General features: G+C 43.4%; 20 protein-coding genes. 15 read left to right on the top strand and 5 right to left on the bottom strand.

Annotated elements, in window-relative coordinates; all coding sequences use genetic code 11:
- Positions 1 to 53 precede the first annotated feature (53 nt).
- Positions 54 to 1382, top strand: coding sequence for a TolC family outer membrane protein (locus CYL31_RS13945; RefSeq protein ID WP_212915807.1), 1329 nt, complete (start codon positions 54 to 56; stop codon positions 1380 to 1382).
- Positions 1383 to 1468: 86 nt separating this feature from the next.
- Here CYL31_RS13945 and CYL31_RS13950 read toward each other — a convergent pair whose 3' ends face one another.
- The gene (locus CYL31_RS13950; protein WP_212915808.1) at positions 1469 to 2767 is read right to left on the bottom strand and encodes a M18 family aminopeptidase; all 1299 of its coding nucleotides are present in this window, start codon (positions 2765 to 2767) and stop codon (positions 1469 to 1471) included.
- 123 nt (positions 2768 to 2890) lie between these two features.
- On the opposite strand from CYL31_RS13950, the gene CYL31_RS13955 reads away from it, so the two are divergent.
- From CYL31_RS13955 to CYL31_RS13975, 5 genes are all read left to right on the top strand, one after another.
- Positions 2891 to 4939, top strand: a complete 2049-nt coding sequence (locus CYL31_RS13955) for a carboxy terminal-processing peptidase (RefSeq protein WP_212915809.1) — start codon at positions 2891 to 2893, stop codon at positions 4937 to 4939.
- Between the two features lie 101 nt (positions 4940 to 5040).
- Complete coding sequence (gene ybfE / locus CYL31_RS13960) at positions 5041 to 5331, top strand: LexA regulated protein (protein WP_212915810.1); 291 nt, start codon at positions 5041 to 5043, stop codon at positions 5329 to 5331.
- A 70-nt stretch (positions 5332 to 5401) separates the two neighbouring features.
- Positions 5402 to 5980 (top strand): thymidine kinase, encoded by a 579-nt coding sequence (locus CYL31_RS13965; RefSeq protein ID WP_212915811.1) that lies wholly within the window; start codon positions 5402 to 5404, stop codon positions 5978 to 5980.
- 2 nt (positions 5981 to 5982) lie between these two features.
- Positions 5983 to 6879 (top strand): recombination-associated protein RdgC, encoded by an 897-nt coding sequence (locus CYL31_RS13970; RefSeq protein WP_212915812.1) that lies wholly within the window; start codon positions 5983 to 5985, stop codon positions 6877 to 6879.
- Between the two features lie 310 nt (positions 6880 to 7189).
- A complete protein-coding gene (locus CYL31_RS13975; protein ID WP_212915813.1) occupies positions 7190 to 8356 on the top strand; it encodes a cation diffusion facilitator family transporter in 1167 nt (388 codons plus the stop codon).
- A gap of 84 nt (positions 8357 to 8440) precedes the next feature.
- Here CYL31_RS13975 and CYL31_RS13980 read toward each other — a convergent pair whose 3' ends face one another.
- The gene (locus tag CYL31_RS13980; RefSeq protein WP_212915814.1) at positions 8441 to 9754 is read right to left on the bottom strand and encodes a DNA recombination protein RmuC; all 1314 of its coding nucleotides are present in this window, start codon (positions 9752 to 9754) and stop codon (positions 8441 to 8443) included.
- Positions 9755 to 9840: 86 nt separating this feature from the next.
- Here CYL31_RS13980 and CYL31_RS13985 point away from each other — a divergent pair, with 86 nt between their 5' ends.
- From CYL31_RS13985 to CYL31_RS14000, 4 genes are all read left to right on the top strand, one after another.
- Positions 9841 to 10458 (top strand): YigZ family protein, encoded by a 618-nt coding sequence (locus CYL31_RS13985; RefSeq protein ID WP_212915815.1) that lies wholly within the window; start codon positions 9841 to 9843, stop codon positions 10456 to 10458.
- Positions 10459 to 10460: 2 nt separating this feature from the next.
- On the top strand, positions 10461 to 13289 hold the full coding sequence (gene rapA / locus CYL31_RS13990; RefSeq protein ID WP_212915816.1) for an RNA polymerase-associated protein RapA: 2829 nt from the start codon (positions 10461 to 10463) through the stop codon (positions 13287 to 13289).
- A 6-nt stretch (positions 13290 to 13295) separates the two neighbouring features.
- Complete coding sequence (locus CYL31_RS13995) at positions 13296 to 13946, top strand: RluA family pseudouridine synthase (protein WP_249411589.1); 651 nt, start codon at positions 13296 to 13298, stop codon at positions 13944 to 13946.
- A 728-nt stretch (positions 13947 to 14674) separates the two neighbouring features.
- Positions 14675 to 14884, top strand: coding sequence for an addiction module protein (locus CYL31_RS14000; protein WP_212915817.1), 210 nt, complete (start codon positions 14675 to 14677; stop codon positions 14882 to 14884).
- 525 nt (positions 14885 to 15409) lie between these two features.
- Here CYL31_RS14000 and CYL31_RS14005 read toward each other — a convergent pair.
- Positions 15410 to 16336 (bottom strand): histone deacetylase family protein, encoded by a 927-nt coding sequence (locus CYL31_RS14005; protein WP_212915818.1) that lies wholly within the window; start codon positions 16334 to 16336, stop codon positions 15410 to 15412.
- Positions 16337 to 16424: 88 nt separating this feature from the next.
- Positions 16425 to 17525, bottom strand: coding sequence for an HD domain-containing phosphohydrolase (locus CYL31_RS14010; RefSeq protein WP_212915819.1), 1101 nt, complete (start codon positions 17523 to 17525; stop codon positions 16425 to 16427).
- A gap of 147 nt (positions 17526 to 17672) precedes the next feature.
- Between CYL31_RS14010 and CYL31_RS14015 the strand changes: the two genes are divergently transcribed.
- Positions 17673 to 18131 carry an EVE domain-containing protein gene (locus tag CYL31_RS14015; protein WP_212915820.1) on the top strand — a complete coding sequence of 153 codons (459 nt, stop codon included), beginning with the start codon at positions 17673 to 17675 and terminating at the stop codon, positions 18129 to 18131.
- An 84-nt stretch (positions 18132 to 18215) separates the two neighbouring features.
- Here the strand turns inward: CYL31_RS14015 and CYL31_RS14020 are convergent, their stop codons facing one another.
- Positions 18216 to 18902, bottom strand: coding sequence for a hypothetical protein (locus CYL31_RS14020; protein WP_212915821.1), 687 nt, complete (start codon positions 18900 to 18902; stop codon positions 18216 to 18218).
- Between the two features lie 216 nt (positions 18903 to 19118).
- On the opposite strand from CYL31_RS14020, the gene miaB reads away from it, so the two are divergent.
- From miaB to CYL31_RS14040, 4 genes are read left to right on the top strand one after another with little or no spacing between them, the layout of a single operon-like run.
- Positions 19119 to 20474, top strand: a complete 1356-nt coding sequence (gene miaB, locus CYL31_RS14025) for a tRNA (N6-isopentenyl adenosine(37)-C2)-methylthiotransferase MiaB (RefSeq protein WP_212915822.1) — start codon at positions 19119 to 19121, stop codon at positions 20472 to 20474.
- Positions 20475 to 20490: 16 nt separating this feature from the next.
- Positions 20491 to 21537: a PhoH family protein gene (locus CYL31_RS14030; RefSeq protein ID WP_212915823.1), complete on the top strand. Its 1047-nt coding sequence runs from the start codon at positions 20491 to 20493 to the stop codon at positions 21535 to 21537.
- Positions 21537 to 22001, top strand: a complete 465-nt coding sequence (gene ybeY / locus CYL31_RS14035) for an rRNA maturation RNase YbeY (RefSeq protein WP_212915824.1) — start codon at positions 21537 to 21539, stop codon at positions 21999 to 22001. The genes CYL31_RS14030 and ybeY overlap by 1 nt, the downstream gene beginning before the upstream one ends.
- 12 nt (positions 22002 to 22013) lie before the next feature.
- Positions 22014 to 22880, top strand: coding sequence for a CorC family transporter (locus CYL31_RS14040; protein WP_212915825.1), 867 nt, complete (start codon positions 22014 to 22016; stop codon positions 22878 to 22880).
- Position 22881 lies beyond the last annotated feature (1 nt).

Consider the following 22881-nt stretch of genomic DNA (forward strand, 5'->3'; position numbering starts at 1 on the left):
AAACTTGAGGTACTATTATAACTATATTTCATACTACGAGCCCACAGAGATCTATGAAAAAGCATATTATACCATCACTCATCGCTGCAGCCGTTCTAAGTAGTACGGCTGCTCATGCAGAAAGCCTTTACGAAGTATATAAACTGGCTAAAAAACACGATCCAGGTTTAAGAGCTGCAGCATCAACTTATCAAGCTCAGAAAGAAGGTGTAATCTCCGCAAAAGGTAATTTGTATCCTAATATCAGCTTTAACGGCAATTTGGGCTACAGTGATATAGATTCCCCCTCTGCCGATTACGACAACACATCAAACAGCCTTTCGTTAGATTTAAACTACCCTATTTACTCACCTGTTCTAAGCTACGGTGTGGATGCGGTAGAGATAAGTTCTGAAAGTGCAGGTGTTAGCTTTAGCAACTCTGAAGAAGACTTAGCACTTACGACTTTAACTGAATACTTTAACCTGTTGACTGCACAATCAACTCTACAGACAACTCAGGCTTTGGTTAAAAGCACAGCAAGCCAGCTAGATCGCGCAAAAAAACAATATGAAGTAGGTTTGGCCTCTATTACTGATTTGCATGATGCACAAGCAGAGTATGACTCAGTTCGAGTTACCGAACTAAGTGCCCGCTCTAGCGTGTCTTATGCACAAAAAGCCCTATACCAAAGAACTGGACAAATAATACTAAATATCCCTGACCTGTCTAAAGACTATCCTATTAGTCTAGATCCAAACATGACAGTAGATTCTTTAATTGCAAAAGCACATCGTGACAACAAAGAATTGCGTATATTGGATCTGTCTGTCAAAAGTGCAGAAAACAATATAAACATCCAAAAAGCCAGTGGGCGCACGCCAACAGTATCAATCACTGGATCTTTATCTCGTACAGATAACGATTATGGCGGCGGTGCTCCAGCGTCCATGCAAGACGGCGCAACGAATACTTCATCTATTGGCTTAGGTGTTACGATTCCGCTTTACCAAGGTGGCGCAATCAATGCAAACATCCGCCAAGCAGTAGCACAAGCCGAGTCAGCAACAGAACAAAGAGCAAGCTCACTGCAAACAATTGAACTGAATATTCGTAGCATTTATCTAGACCTGCAAACAGCGGTTGCTCAAATTGAAGCTCAGCAGCAACTTATTCGTTCTAGAAGAAGTGCTCTAGAAGCGACACAAGCTGGCTATGATGTTGGCACGCGTAACCTAGTTGAATTGCTTGATGCTCAATCAAATCTATACGATGCCCAAGATGCTTATGAGCAATATAGATATGACTTCGTAGTCAAAAAGCTACAACTATTAGAAGCCACTGGTGATCTTAATGAAGACAAGATCAAAGAATTGGATAAGTGGCTAGTTGCTAAAAACTAATCCTTAGCTCACTATAACCAAACACAAAAAAGCCGTAAGACATCGTTTTACGGCTTTTTTAACTTTAATTAAACTATCGAATGGTATTAACGAGTAATCAACCTATCACGTTTTGTAAAACGAGCTAGCACTTTATACAACCCATAAGCATCACGACTTCCCGCCAATTCACGAATAGAATGCATACCAAAGGTTGGCAAACCGATATCAATAGTCGGTACACCTATTTCACCAGATGTAATTGGCCCTATCGTACTACCACAAGCCATATCACTACGCACAACAAAACACTGGACCTCATAGTTTTCTTCAGCAGCAATATCACGATACACGCTGGCTGTTTCACTATTTGTTGCATAGCGCTGATTTGCATTCACTTTAATCACTGCACCTTTATTAATAGAAGGCGCGTGATTCTTATCGTGCTTATGAGCATAGTTTGGATGCAAAGCATGTGCATTATCAGCAGAAACTAACATGGAACGCTGAATCGCCTGAACATATTGCTCAGGATTTGGCGTTAGACGACGCAGCACATCGTCCAAGAACGGCCCATTCGCACCACAAGCAGACAAACTACCAATCTCTTCATGATCGGTACAAATAAGTAAGCTAGGGCGCTGCAGATCCGAATCCAACAAAGCACGTAAACCAACAAAGCAACTTAACAAATTATCTAAGCGCGCTGAACAGATATATTCTTTATGCAAACCAACCAAAGCCGCTGGTTGTGTATCATATAAACTCAATTCAAAGTCTAAAATCGTATCTATTGCCAAATCTGCATATTGCTTCTTAAGCTGGGATTTTAACAATTCATGCAAATCAAACTCGTTTTCAGCGCCACACAAAATCGGCAAAATTTCCTCTTGAGGGTTAACAGAAAAACCTTCATTCGCTTGGCGATTTAAATGAATTGCCAAGTTAGGCACCACCGCGATTGGGTCTTTAAAATCAACCAAGCGGCTAACAATATCACCATTCTGCGTTTTCAGCGTTATACGACCCGCAATCGATAAATCTCTATCCAACCAAGTGTGAAGCAAGACTCCACCGTAAACTTCAACACCTAACTGATGGTAACCAAAGCGATCAACTTGAGCATTGGGTTTCAATTTCAAACAAGGGCTGTCAGTATGAGCTCCCACCATTCTCCAACCACTTTGGCTAAAACTGAGCTGTGGTGTGGTAAAAGCGATTAAGGATGATTCATTGCGTGTGACGAAATACTTTCCGCCCTCCTCTATCACCCAATCGTCTTCTTCCAATAATTCAACAAAGCCTTCCGCTGTTAAAGCATTACGCATACTTGCCGTTGCATGAAAAGGTGTAGGAGAAGATTTAAGAAATGACAGTAAAGAGTCATTAAAATTTGAAAATTCCATAATGTCCTATAAGCAGAATGCTTTAAAAAAGTGACTTTTTAACACTTTGGCTAGCCTTAAAGCCCAGTGTCTAATATGATTTTACCAATGACGTATAAAATAGACAGAGAGAGCCCATACCGGATGAACTATAAACGCCTTTTGCTTTGCCTTTTAACCGGCTATACCTTTGCCTCAACACCTGCGTCTGCTTATCAGGAGCTACAGCCTCCTCATGAATACGACAAAGTATCAAAAGAACTCGTTGAGATGCTAGAAGGTATTCATTATAACAGACCTCACATTGATGACGCTATTTCAGAAAAAGCCTTTGATTTCTATATTGATGCTCTAGACCCTAGTAAAAGCTTTTTTCTAAAAAGCGACATAGACAACCTATCGCAATATAGAAACAGCTTTGATGACGCCCTAAGAGATGGCGATACTCAAGTGGCTTATACCATTTACAACCTTTATCTTAAGCGTTTAGAAAAACGACTTCTAAGTCTTCAAGACCATTTACCAGAGATGATCAAAGGCTTCGATTATAACGTCGACGAAAACCTCAATACTGATCCAGACACTCAAAAATGGGCAACAACAGAAGCTGAACTTGATGATTACTGGCGCAAGCGCCTGAAAAATCGAGCGCTAACCATGAAGCTCAATGGTGAAAGTGAGGAGAAAATAATCTCCACGCTTGAGCGTCGCTATAAAAACCAAATCAAACAAGTCGACCAAACTAATTCTGTCGATGTTTATCAAATTTTTGCCAACTCAATCACTGCGGCATTAGATCCTCACACCAATTACTTTGCACCGCGTGCATCCGAAGCCTTTAACATCAACATGAGTCTATCTCTAGAAGGCATTGGTGCTGTTTTGCAAATGGAAGATGACTACACCAAAGTCGTGCGTTTAGTTCCTGGTGGTCCAGCAGCAACCCAAAGTGACCTTTCTCCTAATGATCGAATTATTGCTGTCGGCCAAGAAGGCAAACCTATGGTCGATGTCGTTGGTATGCGTCTTGACGATGTTGTCGACATGATCCGTGGCGAACGAGACACCAAGGTAATATTGGAAGTAACACCAAGCAAAGGCGACACACAGACGAGCAAGCGTATTAGCATTGTGCGTAAAAAAGTGAAGCTTGAGGATCAGTCTGCCAAAAAAGAAATCGTGGAAGTGGAACGCGATGGTGAAAAATACAAAGTAGGCGTGATTACCTTGCCAACTTTTTATTCTGATTTCGCAGCAATCCAAGCGGGTGACAAAAACTATAAAAGCTCCACTCGAGATACAAAAGAGCTTATAGAAGAACTACGTAAAGAAGACATTTCGGCACTGATTCTTGACCTAAGAAATAACGGTGGCGGCTCATTGCAAGAAGCAAATGCCCTGGCAGGATTATTTATTCCATCTGGCCCAACGGTACAAATTCGCGATCAAAGTGGACGCGTTACACCATTAGGCGATTCTGATCCTGCCATTGTTTACAGTGGCCCAATGGCGGTGCTGGTAAACCGCATGAGCGCCTCAGCCTCTGAGATCGTAGCTGGCGCCTTACAAGATTACGGCCGTGCCTTAATTCTTGGCGATCAAACCTTTGGTAAAGGTACAGTTCAAGTTTTGCAAGATATGGACAAGGGGCAGCTTAAGGTTACTCAGGCTAAATTCTACCGTGTATCTGGCGAAAGTACTCAGCACAAAGGCGTCATGCCAGACATCGCCTTTCCTTCTTTGATAGACAAAGAAACTATCGGAGAAAGCGCCTTAGACAACCCTTTACCTTGGGATAAAATCCACGAAACTCGCTACCCAGTTTACTGGAACATGCCTGCTTACTTACCTATTTTAGAACCTCGTCATGAAGCTAGAATGGCGAAAGACCCTAACTTCATTGCGATCAATGGACAGATAGATGAGTTCAAAAAACAGGTTGAGACCTATAAAACGGTATCTTTGAAAGAAAGCACACGCATTCAACAAAGAGAAAACAATGAAAAGAGCGAGCTAGATCGTGAAAATACTCGCCGTAAAGCACTTGGACTTGAACTACTGAAATCGGTTGAGGACATAAAACCTATCGAAGAAGACACTTACGCAAAAGAAGCGTCTGAAATCCTACTAGACTTCATTGCCACCAATCAAATGGCAGAAAAACAAGCTGAAAAGAAAACAGCGCAAAAATAAAAGGCAAAACCTAAAGAACGAAAAACAAATAATCACTGTTTTTCGTTCTTGTTTTTTGTACGTCATTTCACTAATTAATCCATTGATACGAACATTACACCATGGCAAAAGCGTCATCCGATCGGAACACAATCGACCTCTTTGGCAAATCCCCAGGCCGTCCGCGCACACAACCTCTCACTCGTAAAGACCAACTCAAGATAAATAAACGAGCACAGCGAGAGAAAGAAAAAGCACAAGGACTAAAACGTTTAGAACTCATCATTGAACAAGACATTATTGACAAGCTAGATAAGCTTTGTGAGATGAATGGCCTAAAGCGCGCAGAATGGCTAACACTGCAAATAAACAAAAGCCTAGATAAACCTAAAAACACAAGATCCAAAAAATAAGGCCATTCACGATATTGATTTGCTATACTCACCAGCCAAATTAATTAGCAAGCTAGCAAACAGACTTAATATGGCCAAACTGTACTTTTACTACTCGGCAATGAACGCTGGAAAATCCACCGTTTTATTGCAATCCGCTCATAACTATCAAGAGCGAGGTATGCGGGTTTTACTCCTTACAGCATCGATAGACGACCGATATGAAACAGGACAAATTGCTTCTCGGATTGGTATATCGGCAGAAGCCAGCCTGTTTGATAGCAATACTGACCTCATTTCTTTAGTCAAAGCAGAGCATCAGCCGAAAGCGTTGAGTTGTATATTGATTGATGAAGCGCAATTTTTAACAAAAGAACAAGTTTACGATCTTTCAGAAATCGTTGATAAAATGCGCATTCCCGTGCTGGCCTTTGGTATTCGCACTGATTTCCAAGGCGAACTATTCGAAGGCAGTAAAGCATTACTAGCGTGGTCAGATAAACTAATAGAATTAAAAACCGTGTGTCATTGTGGCAGCAAAGCCACTATGGTCATTCGACTCAATGCACAAGGAATACCTGTTAAAGAAGGCGCACAAGTAGAAATAGGCGGTAACGACCGTTACTTGTCCGTTTGCCGAAAACACTTTAAAGAAGCCGTGAGAGACTAATTATGTGGTTCAAGAACGCCCAGATTTTCCAACTAAAAGACACCGAATCACTTGATACTAATGAATTGATCGACAAAATCCCTGAGTTCCCACTAAAAGAATGTGGCTCTCAAGAAGAATTCTCTTTCGGCTGGTTGCCTCTTATCCGTAACAGTGAACAGTGGAGTCTAGCCAGTGATCGTTGTTTGCTATTCCGCGCTGGTAAAGAAGAAAAAGTATTGCCTTCTGCCGTTGTACGCGAAGAACTAGAAGCCAAAGTGGCTGAGATCGAATTAATTGAAGGTCGCAAAGTTGGTCGTAAAGAAAAATCAGACATGAAAGACGAGTTGGTTTTCACACTTCGTCCGAAAGCTTTTTCAAAGCGTACCGACATTTGGGCATACATTGATCTACAAGCTAAAATTTTGGTTCTCAACAGCACCAATGCCAGCATGACAGAACAACTGTTTAAACACTTGCAAACCACACTTGGCAGCTTCCCAATGACGCCATTGCAAGCACAAGTTTCTCCTTCTTCATTAATGACAGATTGGTTAGTGAAAAATGAAGTCCCAGCCAGCCTAGAAACCGGTGACGAGTGTGAAATACAAGATGGCTCTGAAGATAAAGCCACCATTCGTTTTAAGTCGCTAGAACCTTTATCTGAAGACGTGACCCGCCACTTACAACAGGGTATGGCCGTTAAAAACCTTGGCCTTCGTTGGACTGACAAATTGAGCTTCGTTCTGCATGACGACCTAACATTACGTAAAATTAAATTTGATGACGCCCTAAAAGAAGCCGCTTTTAATGATTCTCAAGGTGGCGGTTTATCTGATATGGACGCTAACTTCTCCCTAATGTCATTGACTATGAGAGAGTTTTTTGCATCTTACTGCCTGTGGTTTGAAATAAATTAAAGTTCAGCATCACCGCTAATTTCCTTAGCTTCCCAAGCTTTTCCACAGATATCGTGGATAAACTTGGGGAGAACATTGGGTAAGCTAGACTACAAGGCACTCTTGCCACCAAACCTCAAAATGCACCAATTTGAACAGGTATAATCAGCCCTTATTAGTAATGCTAAAATTAACAAAAATACCGCTCTAATCCGATATTAATTCCTACTTAAACCTACCCCCTTAATAAAAACTTAAGCTAAGTTAAGTATGATGAAATTTGTTAAATAGCCTTCACACTTAAAAATTCTACAACAGGTCAAAAAACCTAATGACAAAACTGAAGCAAGAACAAGACATAGCGATAAGAGTCACCCTTGTAGGGGCTGTGTGGGATGCCCTACTAGGTTTAGCCAAAATAGTTGCTGGATATTTCTCTCAGTCTCAGGCTTTAATCGCGGATGGCATTCACTCTTTATCTGACTTAGTCACAGATGTATTTGTGTATTTTGCCTCAGCCAACTCCCGCCAAGGGCCTGACGAAAATCATCCTTACGGCCACCTTCGTTTTGAAACATTAACCACCGTATTTCTTGGTATGGTGCTTATTATCGTCGCGCTCGGCATAGCCTACGAATCGATTACGGAATCTGCATCACAAGCGCAATTCACCTGGTATGGCCTTGCGGCGTTAGTTGCGACCATCGTCATCAAAGAAGCAATTTTCCATTACACCAAAAAAGCAGGCGATGAAATTGGCAGCAAAATGTTAGTTGCTAACGCGTGGCATAGCCGTAGTGATGCACTTTCCTCTGTTGCTGTGTTGATTGGATTGATCGGTGTTTACTTCGGTTATGGCTGGGCAGACATGGTGGCTTCAATTGTCGTTGCCCTATTGATCGGCAAAATGGCCGTCAGCATGGTATGGGAAAACTTAGCTGAACTGGTAGACACAGCACCAGACCCAAAACTCATTGCACAAATCAAAGAAACGGCCAACAGCCTAAAACACGTTATGGCACCTCATGATGTCAGAGCAAGATCCATGGCAGGCAAAATCTATTTAGATATGCACATCCATGTACCAAGTCATGCCAGTGTCAGCGAAGGTCATTACCTTGGAGATTTGGTCGCTTACACCATCAAAAAAGCTCACTCGCAAGTGCAAGATGTCATGGTTCATATTGACACAGACGATAAGATTCAAACGGAAAGCTTTATTCACGAGTCAGGCAAACCACCGCATTTAAAACTGCCCGCACGTCATCAAATATTGGCGGACTTAGGCTTTTTATTGCGCCAACATACCGCTTATGTGGATATCCCTAACTCTCGCTTGCACTATTTAAACAACCTGCTTGATTTAGAGATCATCGCTAATTCAGCCAAGATTCCAGAAGGCACTGACTTGCAAAAACTGACCACTAGAATTCTTCAGGAACTGCAAACCACCAACTACATAAATAAGGCCACTGTGTTTTGGGTTTTCCCAGAATAACAAAGAAAGTGAATCTGCTAAGATTTTTGTAGGCCTGATGAGGGAGGTACGACCGTAATCAGGCATTACACACTTTAATATCAACTAATCACTAGACTCGTCAGTGAGAGTATCGTCGTTTAGGTACTCTACTGGCAATGCCTTGCTCGTCTTTGCCCCCATCAATTTGAGCTTCTCTGCTCTAGCAACCAGATTACCCCGCCCTGCGGTTAGCTTCTTCAAGGCCGAATCATGAGTACGACTCACGGCATCAAGCTTACTACCAATATCATCCATATCCTGTACGAAGCCAGAAAACTTGTCATACATAGCGCCAGCCTGACGAGCAATTTCGATGGCGTTCTGACTTTGTTTTTCATTGCGCCAAATATTCTGAATGGTACGCAAGGTCGCCAATAAGTTAGACGGCCCGACGATAATAATATTGTGCTCGAAGGCTTCGCTAAACAAACCATTGTCGCCCTGTAACGCCAAACCAAACGCCGCTTCGATAGGAATAAACAACAACACAAAGTCCAGAGACGTCACACCCGGCAGATCATGGTAATTCTTAGCGCTTAACTCTTTCATATGGCGTCGTACTGCATCCAAATGCTGTTTTAACGCTCGATTTCGGTCTTCATCAGTTTCGGCTTCCATATAAGCCAAATAACTGATCAGCACCATTTTGGAATCGACAATGATTTGTTTACCTTCAGGCAAATGAATCACTACATCTGGCTGTAAACGTCGACCTTCTGCAGTTTGATAAGAAGCTTGCGTCTCATATTCACGGCCTTTTTCCAAACCTGAACGCTCTAAAATTCGCTCCAGAATCACTTCACCCCAACCACCCTGCAGTTTATTTTGACCTTTCAATGCATGGGTTAGACTCACTGCATCATCGCTGATTTTTTGATTCAGCAACTGCAGACCTTTAATTTCTTTCACCAAAGAAAAACGCTCGCGGGCCTCTTCTTGATAACTCTTTTCTACACTCTCTTGAAACTTTTGGATTTGCGAACCAAGCGGCGTTAATAAAGAACCCAACTGGCGCTCGTTTTCTTTCGCCAACTGCTGGCCTTGCTGACTCATGATTTCATGTGCCATTTGCTTAAATTCAGTTTCGTTTTGCTTTTTTTGCTCCCGATAAAAAGCTTCCTTTTCTTGCCAAACACTTTGTGCTGCCGCGAATTGTTGCTCCAAAGTCAGTGACTCTTTCTCCAAATAATGAACTTGATCTTTCGATTGTTCTAAAAGACGCTGTAATTCCTCATTTTGTTGCTGCATTTTTTCTTGTGTGTGCTGCCACTGACGGCGCATAGCCTGTACAATAGCGCCAGCAATGCCAGATAGAAGAATCGCGCCGATACAAAAGCCCGATAACACCCAAACTGATTGCGAAAGCCAATCTGTCATATAAATTTAAACTCGCTATTTTAAATGTCTGTTTTAATACGATATTGGCACGCAAGGCCGTCGCACTAAGGTTTCGATAAGTTTACATGGATTACTACCTAAGCCCAACACACACGCAACGCTTTGATCTAGAAATAAAAAATAGCCAGTTCATCACCACCGTTTGCCGTACTAACGGACGTGATGCAGCAAAGGCCTTTATCGAAGAAATACGCCAGCGTTACCCAGATGCTAACCATCATTGTTGGGCGTTTATTGCAGGTATACCAAATAATGCCCATTTATGGGATCAAAGTGACGATGGCGAACCCAAAGGCACGGCAGGAAAGCCCATGCTGAATGTGTTACAGCATTCAGATTATGGTGAAACCACAGTCGTCGTGACGCGCTTTTTTGGTGGTGTAAAACTCGGTGCAGGTGGCTTAGTAAGAGCTTATAGCCAAGCCGTACAAGAAGCGCTTTCGCAAACTGAATATGAAAATGTGTACCCGCGCAGCCCCGTTCAGCTAAAAATCGCCTACTCTTTACTGGGTAAGGTTGAATATTGGCTAGAGCAGAGCGATATAGAAATAACCAACAAAACATACAGTGACAGCATAGTGATTGATCTTGCTGTTATTGAACGTACTTGGCCCGAACATAAAATCGTATTGACGGATTTATGCCAAGGCAGTTTAACTTTAATTGAACCGGACAACGAATAACTATGTACCAAACTGGACAAAGATGGAGTAGCCGCAACGAGCCTGATCTCGGCGTAGGCATGATAGTAGACAAACAAAACAAGTCTTTTACCTTGCACTTCCCTGATGCGGAAGCGGATCGTCAATACTCAAATGACCAGACCAGTCTTGTTCGACGCACTTTAACTGTCGGCGATCAACTGCACTTCCAAGATGAGACCTTCACCATATTGGAAGTAGAAGAAATTGATGACCTAATCGAATACCGTATCAGCGAAGACGATGATTGGTTAGAAGAATCCATAATTCAATTCCCACGCAATGACAAAAACGAGCTAGATTCATTATTGGCATTGTCGCCCGCTCGCCGTATGTGGTTCGACTTGCGTCGTCATACCCTTGAACACCAAGCGGCCAATGCGGCATCGCCAGTGCGCGGCTTAATGGGCTTGAAAGCAGAGCTTCTACCGCACCAGATTTATCTGGCTCATGAGATTGCTAATCGCCCGAAAGCTCGCGCGCTTTTGTGTGACGAAGTGGGTATGGGTAAAACCCTAGAAGCGGGCTTGATCTTGCATCAACGTTTACTAAACGGTCTTTGCAAACGCGTACTGATTTTGACACCTACCAACCTGCAACATCAGTGGTTGGTTGAAATGTTACGCCGCTTCCACCAGCCATTCTCACTGATCAACGAATCCGTGTATGAAGACTTTATGGACGGTGACGACAACCCATTCGAACAACAACCTTTTGTTATCTCGCCAATCGATTGGGCAAGCCAACACCCGAAAGCCACTCAGCATATGCTAGATGCGGAATGGGACATGGTGATTGTCGACGAAGCCCATCACCTTGCTTGGCACCCAGAAACACCAAGCATTGGCTATCAAGTCGTAGCACGTTTAGCCGCGAAAACAGAATCGTTATTACTGTTGAGTGCAACCCCAGAACAAACTGGCGAACGTGAGCACTTCTCTCGCTTGCAACTATTGGATGCCGATCATTATCACGATTTCGAGCATTACCAAGCACAACAACAAGCTTTCAAACAAGCCGCTGAATTAGCAGAAGCTCTGCTGCCGTTCAGTCAAGAAGACAACTCACCAAAAGCACTAGATTGGAACGCGGCGTTTGGCTCTTACTTACAAGAAGTTAGCGCCAAAGACTGGTTCCAAGCACTAACAACTAAATCAGGTGCAGAACAAACCGCAGCCGCGAAAGAAGCCATTAGCTGGTTGATCGACCGCCACGGGACTGGACGCGAAATGTTCCGTAACACTCGTGCCGCTGTTGGTGGTTTCCCGGATCGTTACCTTCATTCCTATCCGTTGGAGAATAATGAACACTTTGAATCCGCTGATCGCCATGTGCAACCAGAAACCGAAGTGTCTGACGGCTTATGGGAAAAAGATCCGCGCTGGATTTGGTTAAAAGAATTTCTAGAATGCCAAGCAGACAAAGTCCTCGTCATCTGTCATACCGCCGACATGGCGCAATGGCTAAATGATCAACTGACTTTTGCTGGCTTCCAAAGTGCGGATTTCCACGAACAAATGCCACTAATCCACCGTGACCGCGCTGCCGCTTATTTCGCAGACGAAGACGGCGCGCAAATTTTAGTGTGTTCTGAAATCGGCAGTGAAGGCCGTAACTTCCAGTTCAGCCATCATATCGTCATGTACGATCTGCCAGAACACCCAGATTTACTAGAACAGCGTATTGGTCGTCTTGATCGTCTAGGACAACTAAACGACGTGCAAATACACGTACCTTATATCAAGAAAAGTGTGCAAGAGCGCCTATTCAACTGGTATCACCACGCCCTAAACGCATTTTGCCGAACCACAGGTGCTGGCGATAAAGTCGAAGAAGCTTTTGGCGACAGCTTACATGCGTACTTGCATGGTCAAGACGACGACACTGATTTGCTAAAAGAAGCAAACATTTACCATGAAGCGCTACTAAAACAAATGGAAGAAGGTCGTAACCGCTTACTAGAAATGAGCTCATGCCGCCCAGAACAAGCGCGTGCGTTAATCGAACAGATTAACAACCAAGCGACAAAAGGCCTGCATCACTACATTGAGCAAGTTACTCACGCGTTCAACATCTACGCAGACTGCATCAATGATGATCCAGATCGCGCAGCTTGGTTCTTGCGCCCTTCTACCGACATGATGCTCGAAGCACTGCCAGGCATCGAAGAAGAAGGTAAAATGCTCATGCTGGATCGTCGTCAAGCGAGCCAGCGTGAAGACGTAGCATTCGCGACATGGGAACATCCACTGATAACCATGCTAATGGACGAAGTTCAAGGCTTTGACTCTGGCAAACTTACCTCAGCTATTTTACCTATCGCTGCATTGCCAGAAGGCACAGTATTGGTGGAGAGTATGTTCGTCATTGAAGCGACGGCACACCCACGTTTGAAATTGGCGCAATCTCTACCAATGACACCAATGTGGCAATTGTCTGACTCAAACGGCAAATTCCTCCATCAGCAATTTACTGCCGACAAATGGGCAGAAAAGCTGAAAGGCGTGCCAAACCGAGTCGCGGAGCAATGGGTTGCCGCCTTGCGCAAAAACCTTATTGAAGTGCTGCAAGCTCACCAGCTAAATGCCCAAGAGCAAGCACGTCCGATCGTTCACGCAGCGAAAACGTCTTACCAACATCGTTGCCAAAATGAAATCGAACGTTTAGTGGAATTGAAAGCCTTCAATGACACCATTCGTGATGAAGACATAGAACGCCTCGAAACCAACATGCAAGAAGGTTTGACTCGTATCGACGAGCACCAAATCCGCTTGGATGCGATTCGTATCATCTTAACGACCAAGCCGGAATAACATCCTGTGCAGGATGCCGTGCCGAGTTTAGAACTATCTCGCTTAGAGATATTGTACGAAGACGAATGGTTTGCCGTAATAAACAAACCTGCTAACTGCTTATCTGTGCCCGGACGTGGCCCAGATAAGCTCGATTCTATCTTGCATCGAGCAGAGTGTTTATTTGGCGAAGCCTTTGCTATACATCGACTTGATGAAGCCACCTCAGGCTTAATCCTCGTGGCGAAAACCCACGAATGTCAAAAACGCATGTATGCGCATTTTCGTGAACGAGAAGTGCAAAAAGAATACAGCGCCCTACTGCGCGGTCATCTTTTAGGAGAAAAAGGCGAAGTGCGAAAACCACTACGCTGCGACTGGCCAAACCGCCCAAGACAAATTATCTGCACCGACGAATGGAGTAAAGACTCCATCACCTACTGGGAAAAAATGGCCTACGAAGGCAACATCACCCGTGTTCGACTCGTGCCCTTTACTGGTCGTTCTCACCAACTCCGCGTCCACATGCAAAGCCTCGGGCACTCGATAATTGGCGATGAATTCTACGATGCAGAGTTTCAGAACGACCCTCGGTTGTTGTTGCACGCCTATCGACTGGAGTTTCGGCATCCGTTTACCAAAGCATGGGTGGCATTTGTAGCGGCCTGTCCTTTCTAGATCCCGTCCACCCCCTAGAATCCAAGCAACGTCCTTCCCGCGAAGGAGGCTGTCACTAAAGCCCGATCATCACCGATATGTAGGCCAGATGAATCAAGGAACGAAGATGTAATCCGGCACGCCTGATTACGGTCGTGCCTCCCTCATCAGGCCTACAAAACATGCTCGCTACCTTTAGCGACGGCCTCGAAAGCGGGAATCAAGCTCGGTAGGTCGCGGCTTAAGCCCGACGAGGAATGTAAATACCATTCAAACACTTTGTATTCCCAATCTTTATTCCGCCCCACTGGACGGGTAACTTTTTTCAAACCATAAAAAAGTTACCAAAAAATCTTTTATCGGACTTTCAGCTCAAACGTATCATTCATCCTGTTTGAAATTATCTTTAGCAAGACGGTGTAGATCGTAAGGCATAGATTGTTCACGCGGTGGTAGATAGACCATCAAACAATGACTCTGAAACCCCATAAAGTCGCGCAACTTCGTCGCGTCGAACTGACTTTATCGGGTTTTCAAGCGCAAAAGGTAACGACTACTGATTACCAAGCCCCTTCCCCTTTTATCTTTTCCAAGGGGAAGGCGGAGGATGGGGTTGCCCTTTGGGTCTTCAAGTGTGTTTATTTCCTCTCAATGGCTTTTAGCTGAAAGAACCGAGTGAAAAAGAGGAAATGATTATTTTGTGAATACAGGTATACTTATTTTCACGAAACTGAACAAAGGAGCTTGGTATGTTGATTGACACGAAAAAAATCGCAGAACTGCCATTCGATGGTCAAATTGAATTAATGGAAGCCGTAATGAGTACATTGGCTCAGAACCAAGCTGAATTTGACTCACCCAAATGGCACCTACAAGAATTAGAAGCTCGCACACATGAGCTTAACGAAACTGAAAAATGGCGTAGTTTTGAAGAGGTACGAGAAAGGCTTAAATCGTGATATTGAACGGTTGCGATTTTTCGCAGATATTCATCCTAACATTAATGGCAGATTCCGAGTTCTTGCCCGCAGCTTTCCTTTTTCAATCTACTACCAAGTTATAGACGATCAAGTCTTGATCTTAGCCGTATTAGATAATCGCCAGAATCCCAAAAGCATTGAACATAGACTTACCAATAGTTAAATCCAATACCGTAGGCCAGATGAGAAGCATAGATTGGTTTTGTTGATGTGCGAAAGGATATTTTGGAATGACTCTGAAACTCCATAAAGTCGCGCAACTTCGTCGCGTCGAACTAACTTCTCCGGGAAGCCACCAAAGAGCGTAGGTCGGATGAAGGAGGCACGACTGTAATCCGACGCTGAAAGCGAAGCTTTCATTTTGTAGGTCGGGATTTATCCCGACACAGAATTCATGTTCTACTAGAATAGAACACCAGTCTTGAAGATTACCGTCTAAATGCTCAAATCGATTGACCGTAAGGCATCAAGCCCTTGATAAAAAGCCTCCAATCACTTAAAAACCTACAAAAAATATTCCTGCCAAACTTGATTCGCTGCTTGATGAAGCAAACTATGTCGCCATGCGACTTTTTCTTCTTGTCTGTCATAGCCTCCACCGATGACGCAGGCGGTGGGCAGTTTGAGGGCAACACAAGTTTCGATGACGTATTTATCCCGTTCTAAAATGCCTTGGTCGGTTAAATTAACGTAGCCAAGTCGGTCATCTTGGTGGACGTCGACACCCGCGTCGTAGAAGATAAAGTCTGGTTGGTGTTCGGCGAGTATCGCAGGCAAGGTATTTTGTAAAATAGATAAGTATTCTTGGTCGTTTGCGCCTTTGGGGATGGCGATGTTGATGCCGGCAGTTTGTTTTATTTGCGGATAGTTTTCTTCGCAATGCCATGAGACGGGAACGATGTCGGTTCTATCTTTAAAGAAGACAATGGTGCCGTCACCTTGGTGTACGTCGCAATCTAGGATGAGAATTTTCTTCACCCTGCCCGATTCGATCATAGCAAGTGCCGCAACGGCAAGATCGTTGAAGATGCAGAATCCAGAACCGTGAGAAGGATGAGCATGATGAGTGCCACCAGCAAGATGACAAGCTAAACCGTGTTGAAATGCAAGTTCGCTGGTGAGTATGGTGCCAGAGACAGCACGAAGAGTTCGTTCAACTAGCCATTCAGACCAAGGCAAGCCGATTTCTTTTTCTTCTTTTTTACTCAGCTCACCACGAATAAAGCGTTGTACGTATTCTTTATGATGAGCCGACATTAGCAAGGTAAGCGACAATGGCTCAGGCGCATATTCATTCTCCACCGTTAGAATCCCCTGCTCTCTTAAAGATTCGGCCAATAAGCCAAATTTTCGCATGGGAAAACGATGCCCTGCAGGAAATGGAATACTGTAATGAGGGTGAAAAACGAGCGGTAACAAGTCGGCATTCATAAAACAGATAACTTAACCCTTTAGAAAGAGCTTCATGCTAACAAGGGTCGCTTAGGTTGCGCTACTTTCTTTTACTATTCGATATCTGTTATTTACTTTTAGCAACAAGGACTTTTCGTATCGCGCTGTTAAAGAATTCAATAAGATGTGGCGGGAAGCCTTTGCCACTTTCAAAGTTCACCATTTGCACGGCTCTCATAGCACTTTTGTTGTAATCGCTACCGGATTTCCCCCAGACACTGTCGATAAACATCACAGCCATGGATAAAATAAAAGCACCTTGCGGGATCAAAGAGCCTACCAAACCTTCAGGAAACCCCGTACCATCAAAGCGCTCTTTATGAGCTTGCACCATAGCAACAGCATCTTCCCAACCCTCATGTTTTGAGAGCAGTTTAGCACCGACCATTGGATGGTTGTGTTCCGCCTGGCGTTTTGCATCTTCATCCTCTTTGCAATTTAGAATCAGCGCCATGCCCATATTGTGCATATAGGCCGCAGCACTAAGTTGAGCTGGATCGACAGGACTTTTACATTCAGTGTTAATCAACTGGCAAAGTTTAAGAATACGCTCGCTGCGTTCTGATGAATAACCCAGTAATCGATTTAATTTTTGACTAAAACCAATAAACAATTCAATGTCATTTTTTTGCTCATCGGTATATTCAACTTTAACAATTAGCGACGTCGCTGCGGGCTCTTCTTTTACTTCTTCTGCCGTTTGATTACATTGTCGCAGCAAAACCGCTGCCATATCAGGTCGTTTACTATCATCTTCTTCGGCATAAATTTCATCCAAGCCACGCTGTAATTGATCACGTACTGCGATTTCAGCCACATGGGATTGATAAATTTGCTGTAGCAGCTCGTAGACTTTTTCAATAACAACAATGATCAGTTCACCCAAATAAGGGTGATATTGAATATACCCGCCACGCATACCATCAACGATTTCTTCTAGCTTATGAAGCACGCCAACTAAAGGATCAAGAAAACAAACAGAGCAGTTTCCTTTCATACTGTGTAGCGAACGGAAAAGTTTGTCTAATTTATCAAAGGAAAAACCATCACTTTCGATGCTATTAATACTTTCTTCAATTTCTTGTTGCGCCTCAACATAGCATTCTAGCAAGTCATCCTTGAGCTCTTTTTCCAACGCTGAAAACGCTTTACAAGCAAAGTGGCTCATTTTTCTCTTCCATCACAAGGAGCTAACAGCCTAAAAGCATTGAGGCTGATCAAGTCATTCGGTAATCTCATACCACGTTTACTATTGTAGTTAGAATATTTGTAAGCGTGCACATAGAGTGTGTTTCATTATGCAAACGAGGTATCCATGCCAAACTACTGGCTTATGAAGTCTGAACCGGACGCGTTTTCCATCGATGATTTAAAACGCCTAAGAAAATCGCCTTGGGATGGCGTCAGAAATTACCAAGCCCGAAATTTTATGAAAGAAATGAGTGAAGGTGATTTGATATTTTTTTATCATTCCAGTTGCTCTCCAGCAGGCATAGTAGGCACGGCTAAAGTCTGTAAAGCCGCCTATCCGGATCATACCAGCTGGGACAAAAACAGCCCGTACTTTGATGCAAAATCAACATCGGATAATCCGCGTTGGTTTATGGTTGATGTGGAATTTGTTGAAAAATGGCCGTCTATCCTGACGCTTGCAGAACTAAAGCAAAACCCTGAGCTGACTGATATGCTACTAACACAAAAAGGTAGTCGCCTGTCTGTGATGCCGATCACGCAAAGCGAATGGGAATACATTACGATTGTATTAAAAAAATAAATGAAGACCTTTGCACGACTATGCTCTCGCGACTTCGTGAAAAGGTCTTAACTATTTGGAAAGCGTTAATACTAAGTTGCTGTTTTAATGAAACTCTCGATCCCGCTGTTTAAGAGATACTCTGTAATCAAAGTAATACTGAACAACCGCACCTAAATAATCGTAGTCACTCCCTGTTCTTGCAATCACACCAACACTGCCCATTTGACGATATTTTTTCGGTTGGAAATAGGTTTCAAGACGCCAGCCAACTTCATCAACATTGTATTTTTCACGATATAAAGAAGTTCGTAAATCATCGTTGAAGTAATAACCCACACCAATACGTGAGCTTGTTACGTTACTCAAAGTGGTATCGGTCGAAATATAGTTCATCGTCAACGAGAAAGATCCTAAAAATGCCTCTCCGATAAACTGCCCAATCACATCTCGTTCACTTTCTAACTCTTCATCCATTGGCTCTAGTTCAGAGACACCAATTCCCAATCCCAAACGACCATAATCATTATGAAGAAACCAATTAGAAGAGAACTCAGATTGTGCAAAGCTACTTTTTGATGAACCAGTGATCAAATAATTACTGTTTAACAGTACTTGAGTGGATAAATAATCGTTAATTGGAATATTCACTTTAAAGTCGATATTCATCAAAGACTTTTCATCCAAAAGCCCATAACCTAAACCAAAAGCAAAGTTGGGTGGCTCTCTCTCTGCGTGGGCAGCACTACTAACAACAAGACATGAAACCAAAATACGGGCTAATACGGTCAAAACACTCTCTCAATAAAAAGACACTCGTAAAACAAATTGTGCAATTATTGTGACTGATGTTTTGCAAAAGCTCCAGTAAGAAAACACGACTATTTCAACTCACTTTTTTACGTTAAATTACACGGAATTCAGAACACCTCTGGGATTCGGAAGCAAAGCCCAATATAATAGCGCCAAAGTCGATTAGACGAACACATTTTTAGGTTAATACGTTACATGGCAAAAAAACTTTTTATCCAGACTCATGGCTGTCAAATGAACGAATACGATTCATCTCGTATGGCAGATTTACTTGGCGAAAGTCATGAAATGGAACTCACAGACAATGCAGAAGAAGCAGACGTTCTACTGCTTAACACGTGTTCTATTCGTGAAAAAGCGCAAGATAAGGTCTATCACCAACTAGGTCGTTGGAAAAAGCTTAAGCAGAAAAATCCTAACCTAGTTATCGGTGTGGGCGGTTGCGTAGCAAGCCAAGAAGGCGACGCTATTCGTAAACGTGCTAAACATGTAGATATGATTTTTGGGCCTCAAACTCTGCATAAATTACCAGAGATGGTGAACGCAGCCGGAAAACACATTCCTATCACTGACGTCACCTTCCCTGAGATCGAGAAATTTGATCACTTGCCAGCTCCTCGCGTTGACGGTGCTGAAGCCTTTGTTTCTATCATGGAAGGCTGCAGTAAATACTGTACTTTCTGTGTTGTGCCTTACACTCGCGGCGAAGAAGTAAGCCGTCCGTTTGATAGCATTTTGAAAGAAGTTGCACAGCTTGCTGAGCAAGGCGTGCGTGAGATCCATTTATTGGGTCAAAACGTTAACGCTTACCGAGGCGATACCACTGAAGGCGACGAAGCAGATCTTGCAGACATCATTCATGCAGTTGCACAAATCGATGGTGTTGAGCGGATTCGTTTCACTACATCACATCCTGTGGAATTCAGCGACAGTTTGGTAGAAGCGTTCCGCACACAACCCAAACTGGTTAGCCATTTACATCTACCAGTACAAAGCGGCGCAGATAACATTTTGAGCGCAATGAAACGCGGTCATGACCGCCAATATTACATTGATAAGATCAATCGTATTAAAGAAGCGCGCCCAGGAATTAGCTTGTCTTCTGACTTTATCATTGGCTTCCCAGGCGAAACGGATGACGACTTTGTTGATACCATGAATCTAATTCAGGAAATCGGCTTTGATCACTCGTTCAGTTTTGTATACAGTCAACGACCAGGTACGCCAGCGTCTAATCTAGAAGATGACACTCCAGAAGAAGTGAAAAAAGAGCGCCTAGCCATTTTACAACGTCGTATCAGCCAACAAGCCTACGACATTAGCTTGTCCATGGTTGGCGAAGTGCAACGTATTTTGATAAGCGGTTATTCACCTCGAGATCCTGGACAACTTCAAGGTCGAACAGAAAATAATCGGATTGTTAATTTCCGCGCGTTCGATCCACAACTTATTGGTAAATTCGCAGATGTTGTTATCACCGATGCTTACCCTAACTCCCTGCTGGGAGAGTTAGTAGGCTCTGAACTCGACTCTGACTTTGTACTGCAATAATAATCAAAGGTAAATCTTGGAAATCACACAGACAACTCAACAAATCCGTTTAGTCCCAGCCGAAGCCGATGCTTTGGTTGGACTATGCGGTCAACTCGACGAGAACATCAAGTTAATAGAAAAGAGACTTGATGTTTCTATTAAGTACCGTGGCGAGCTATTCGATATTTCCGGTGAAGATTCTGAGCACGTAGCTGCGACAAAAACACTGCTAGAAAACCTCTACCGTGAAGCATTGGTGAATACTGAAATCACACCTGAAATGATTCATCTTTATCTGCAAGAGTCGGCAATAGAATCGCTGACTAGCAGCAAAAGAGAGAAAGCTGACCAGCTAGTGATTAAAACTCGCAAAGCCTTCATCAAGCCAAAAGGCAAAAACCAGCAAGGTTACGTCAAACAGATTCGTAAACACGACATTAACTTTGGCATCGGGCCAGCGGGTACCGGCAAAACTTACTTAGCTGTGGCCTGTGCAGTTGAAGCGCTAGAAGCTGATCGTGTTGAACGTATTATGTTGGTTCGTCCAGCGGTAGAAGCTGGTGAAAAACTAGGCTTTTTGCCAGGTGATTTATCACAAAAAATCGATCCGTACTTGCGCCCTCTTTATGATGCTTTGTACGAAATGCTTGGTTTCGAGCTGGTTGATAAGTTGATTGAAAAAAATGTTATCGAAATAGCGCCACTTGCTTTCATGCGTGGCCGTACTTTGAATAATGCCTTCATCATTCTTGATGAAAGCCAGAACACCACACGCGAACAAATGAAAATGTTCTTGACGCGTATTGGTTTTGGCTCAACCGCGGTAATTACTGGCGATACCACTCAGGTCGATTTACCTCGTGGTACGACATCTGGTTTGGCGCAAGCTATGCACGTTTTGAAAGATGTAAGCGGCATCAGCATGACTTTATTTAGTTCTTCTGACGTTGTCCGTCACCCATTGGTTCAGCGCATTGTTGAAGCCTATGACAAGTTTGATGTTGAAGTAGAAGCGGAAAAGAAAGCGCGCACAGAAGCTCGCCTAACCGCACAAGCAGAACAGTCTGCAGGTAGTAAATAATGGCGTATTTAGAGCTTGATCTACAAATCGCAACCGAAGAAACAGCAAATTTGCCAAGCGAAGCGGATTTTAGACTTTGGGTCGAAAAAGCCCTTCCAGACGTAGATGAAGAGTTTGAAGTTACCATTCGCATCGTCGACGAAGAAGAAAGCCATGCACTTAATCACGAGTATCGCGGTAAAGACAAACCTACCAACGTCCTATCTTTCCCATTCGAGGCACCTCCCGGGTTAGAACTGCCATTATTGGGCGATTTGGTCATCTGTGCTCAAATTGTGAGTAAAGAAGCGGAAGAGCAAAATAAAGAATTACTTCATCATTGGGCCCATATGACTATTCATGGCATCTTGCATTTACGCGGCTATGATCATATAAATGATGAAGAAGCAGATGAAATGGAATCGATAGAAACGGAGCTACTTGCTTCTCTATCTATTTCCGACCCTTATTTGATTAAAGAGTGAGCTAACACCCCAATGAGTGACGACCGATCGAGTTTATCCAACGATCAACAAAAATCTTGGTTTGAACGTTTAACCCAAGCATTCAACGATGAACCACGCAGCCGTGGTGACATTGTTAAACTTCTAGAAGCCGCAGTGAAATCCGATGTTATTGATCGTGACGCTTTCACTATTGTTGAAGGCGCACTAGAAGTTTCTGAAGTTCAAGCACGTGACATTATGATTCCACCCTCCCAAATGGTGGTCATTAAGTCCGAAGATGACCCTAAAACGTCAATCCGTAAAATAATAGATTCTTCTCACTCACGATTCCCTGTCGTTGGCGAAGACTCCGATGAAATTCTCGGTGTGCTACTTGCCAAAGATTTGTTGCCTTTATTATTCAAAGAAACCGTTGTAACGATAGAAGATATTCTAGCGCGCTTACGCCCTGCTAACTTCATTCCAGAAAGCAAGCGTTTAAACGTCCTTCTTAATGACTTTCGCACCAAGCGATATCACATGGCATTAGTCCTAGACGAATATGGTAGCGTTTCTGGCTTGGTTACCATTGAAGACGTACTCGAGCAGATCGTTGGTGAAATCGAAGACGAAACCGACAAGCTTGATGACGAAGGCATTCAGGTAACCACAGAACCTGGTGTTTATCTTGTTCCTGCATTATGCCCTGTTGAAGACTTCAATGAGTTCTTTAAAGTTGAATTCAACGAAGAAGAGTTCGACACTATTGGCGGAATACTGGTTCAACAATTTGGCCACGTTCCCCTGCGCGATGAAGAATTATTCTTTAGCGACTTCCATTTCCGCATTGTGAAATCGGATGGCCGCCGCATTAAAACCATTCAAGTCACTAAACCAACCAATAACACTCCAGATTAAG

The organism is Marinomonas sp. A3A (genome assembly GCF_018336955.1).
Taxonomy (GTDB): domain Bacteria; phylum Pseudomonadota; class Gammaproteobacteria; order Pseudomonadales; family Marinomonadaceae; genus Marinomonas; species Marinomonas lutimaris.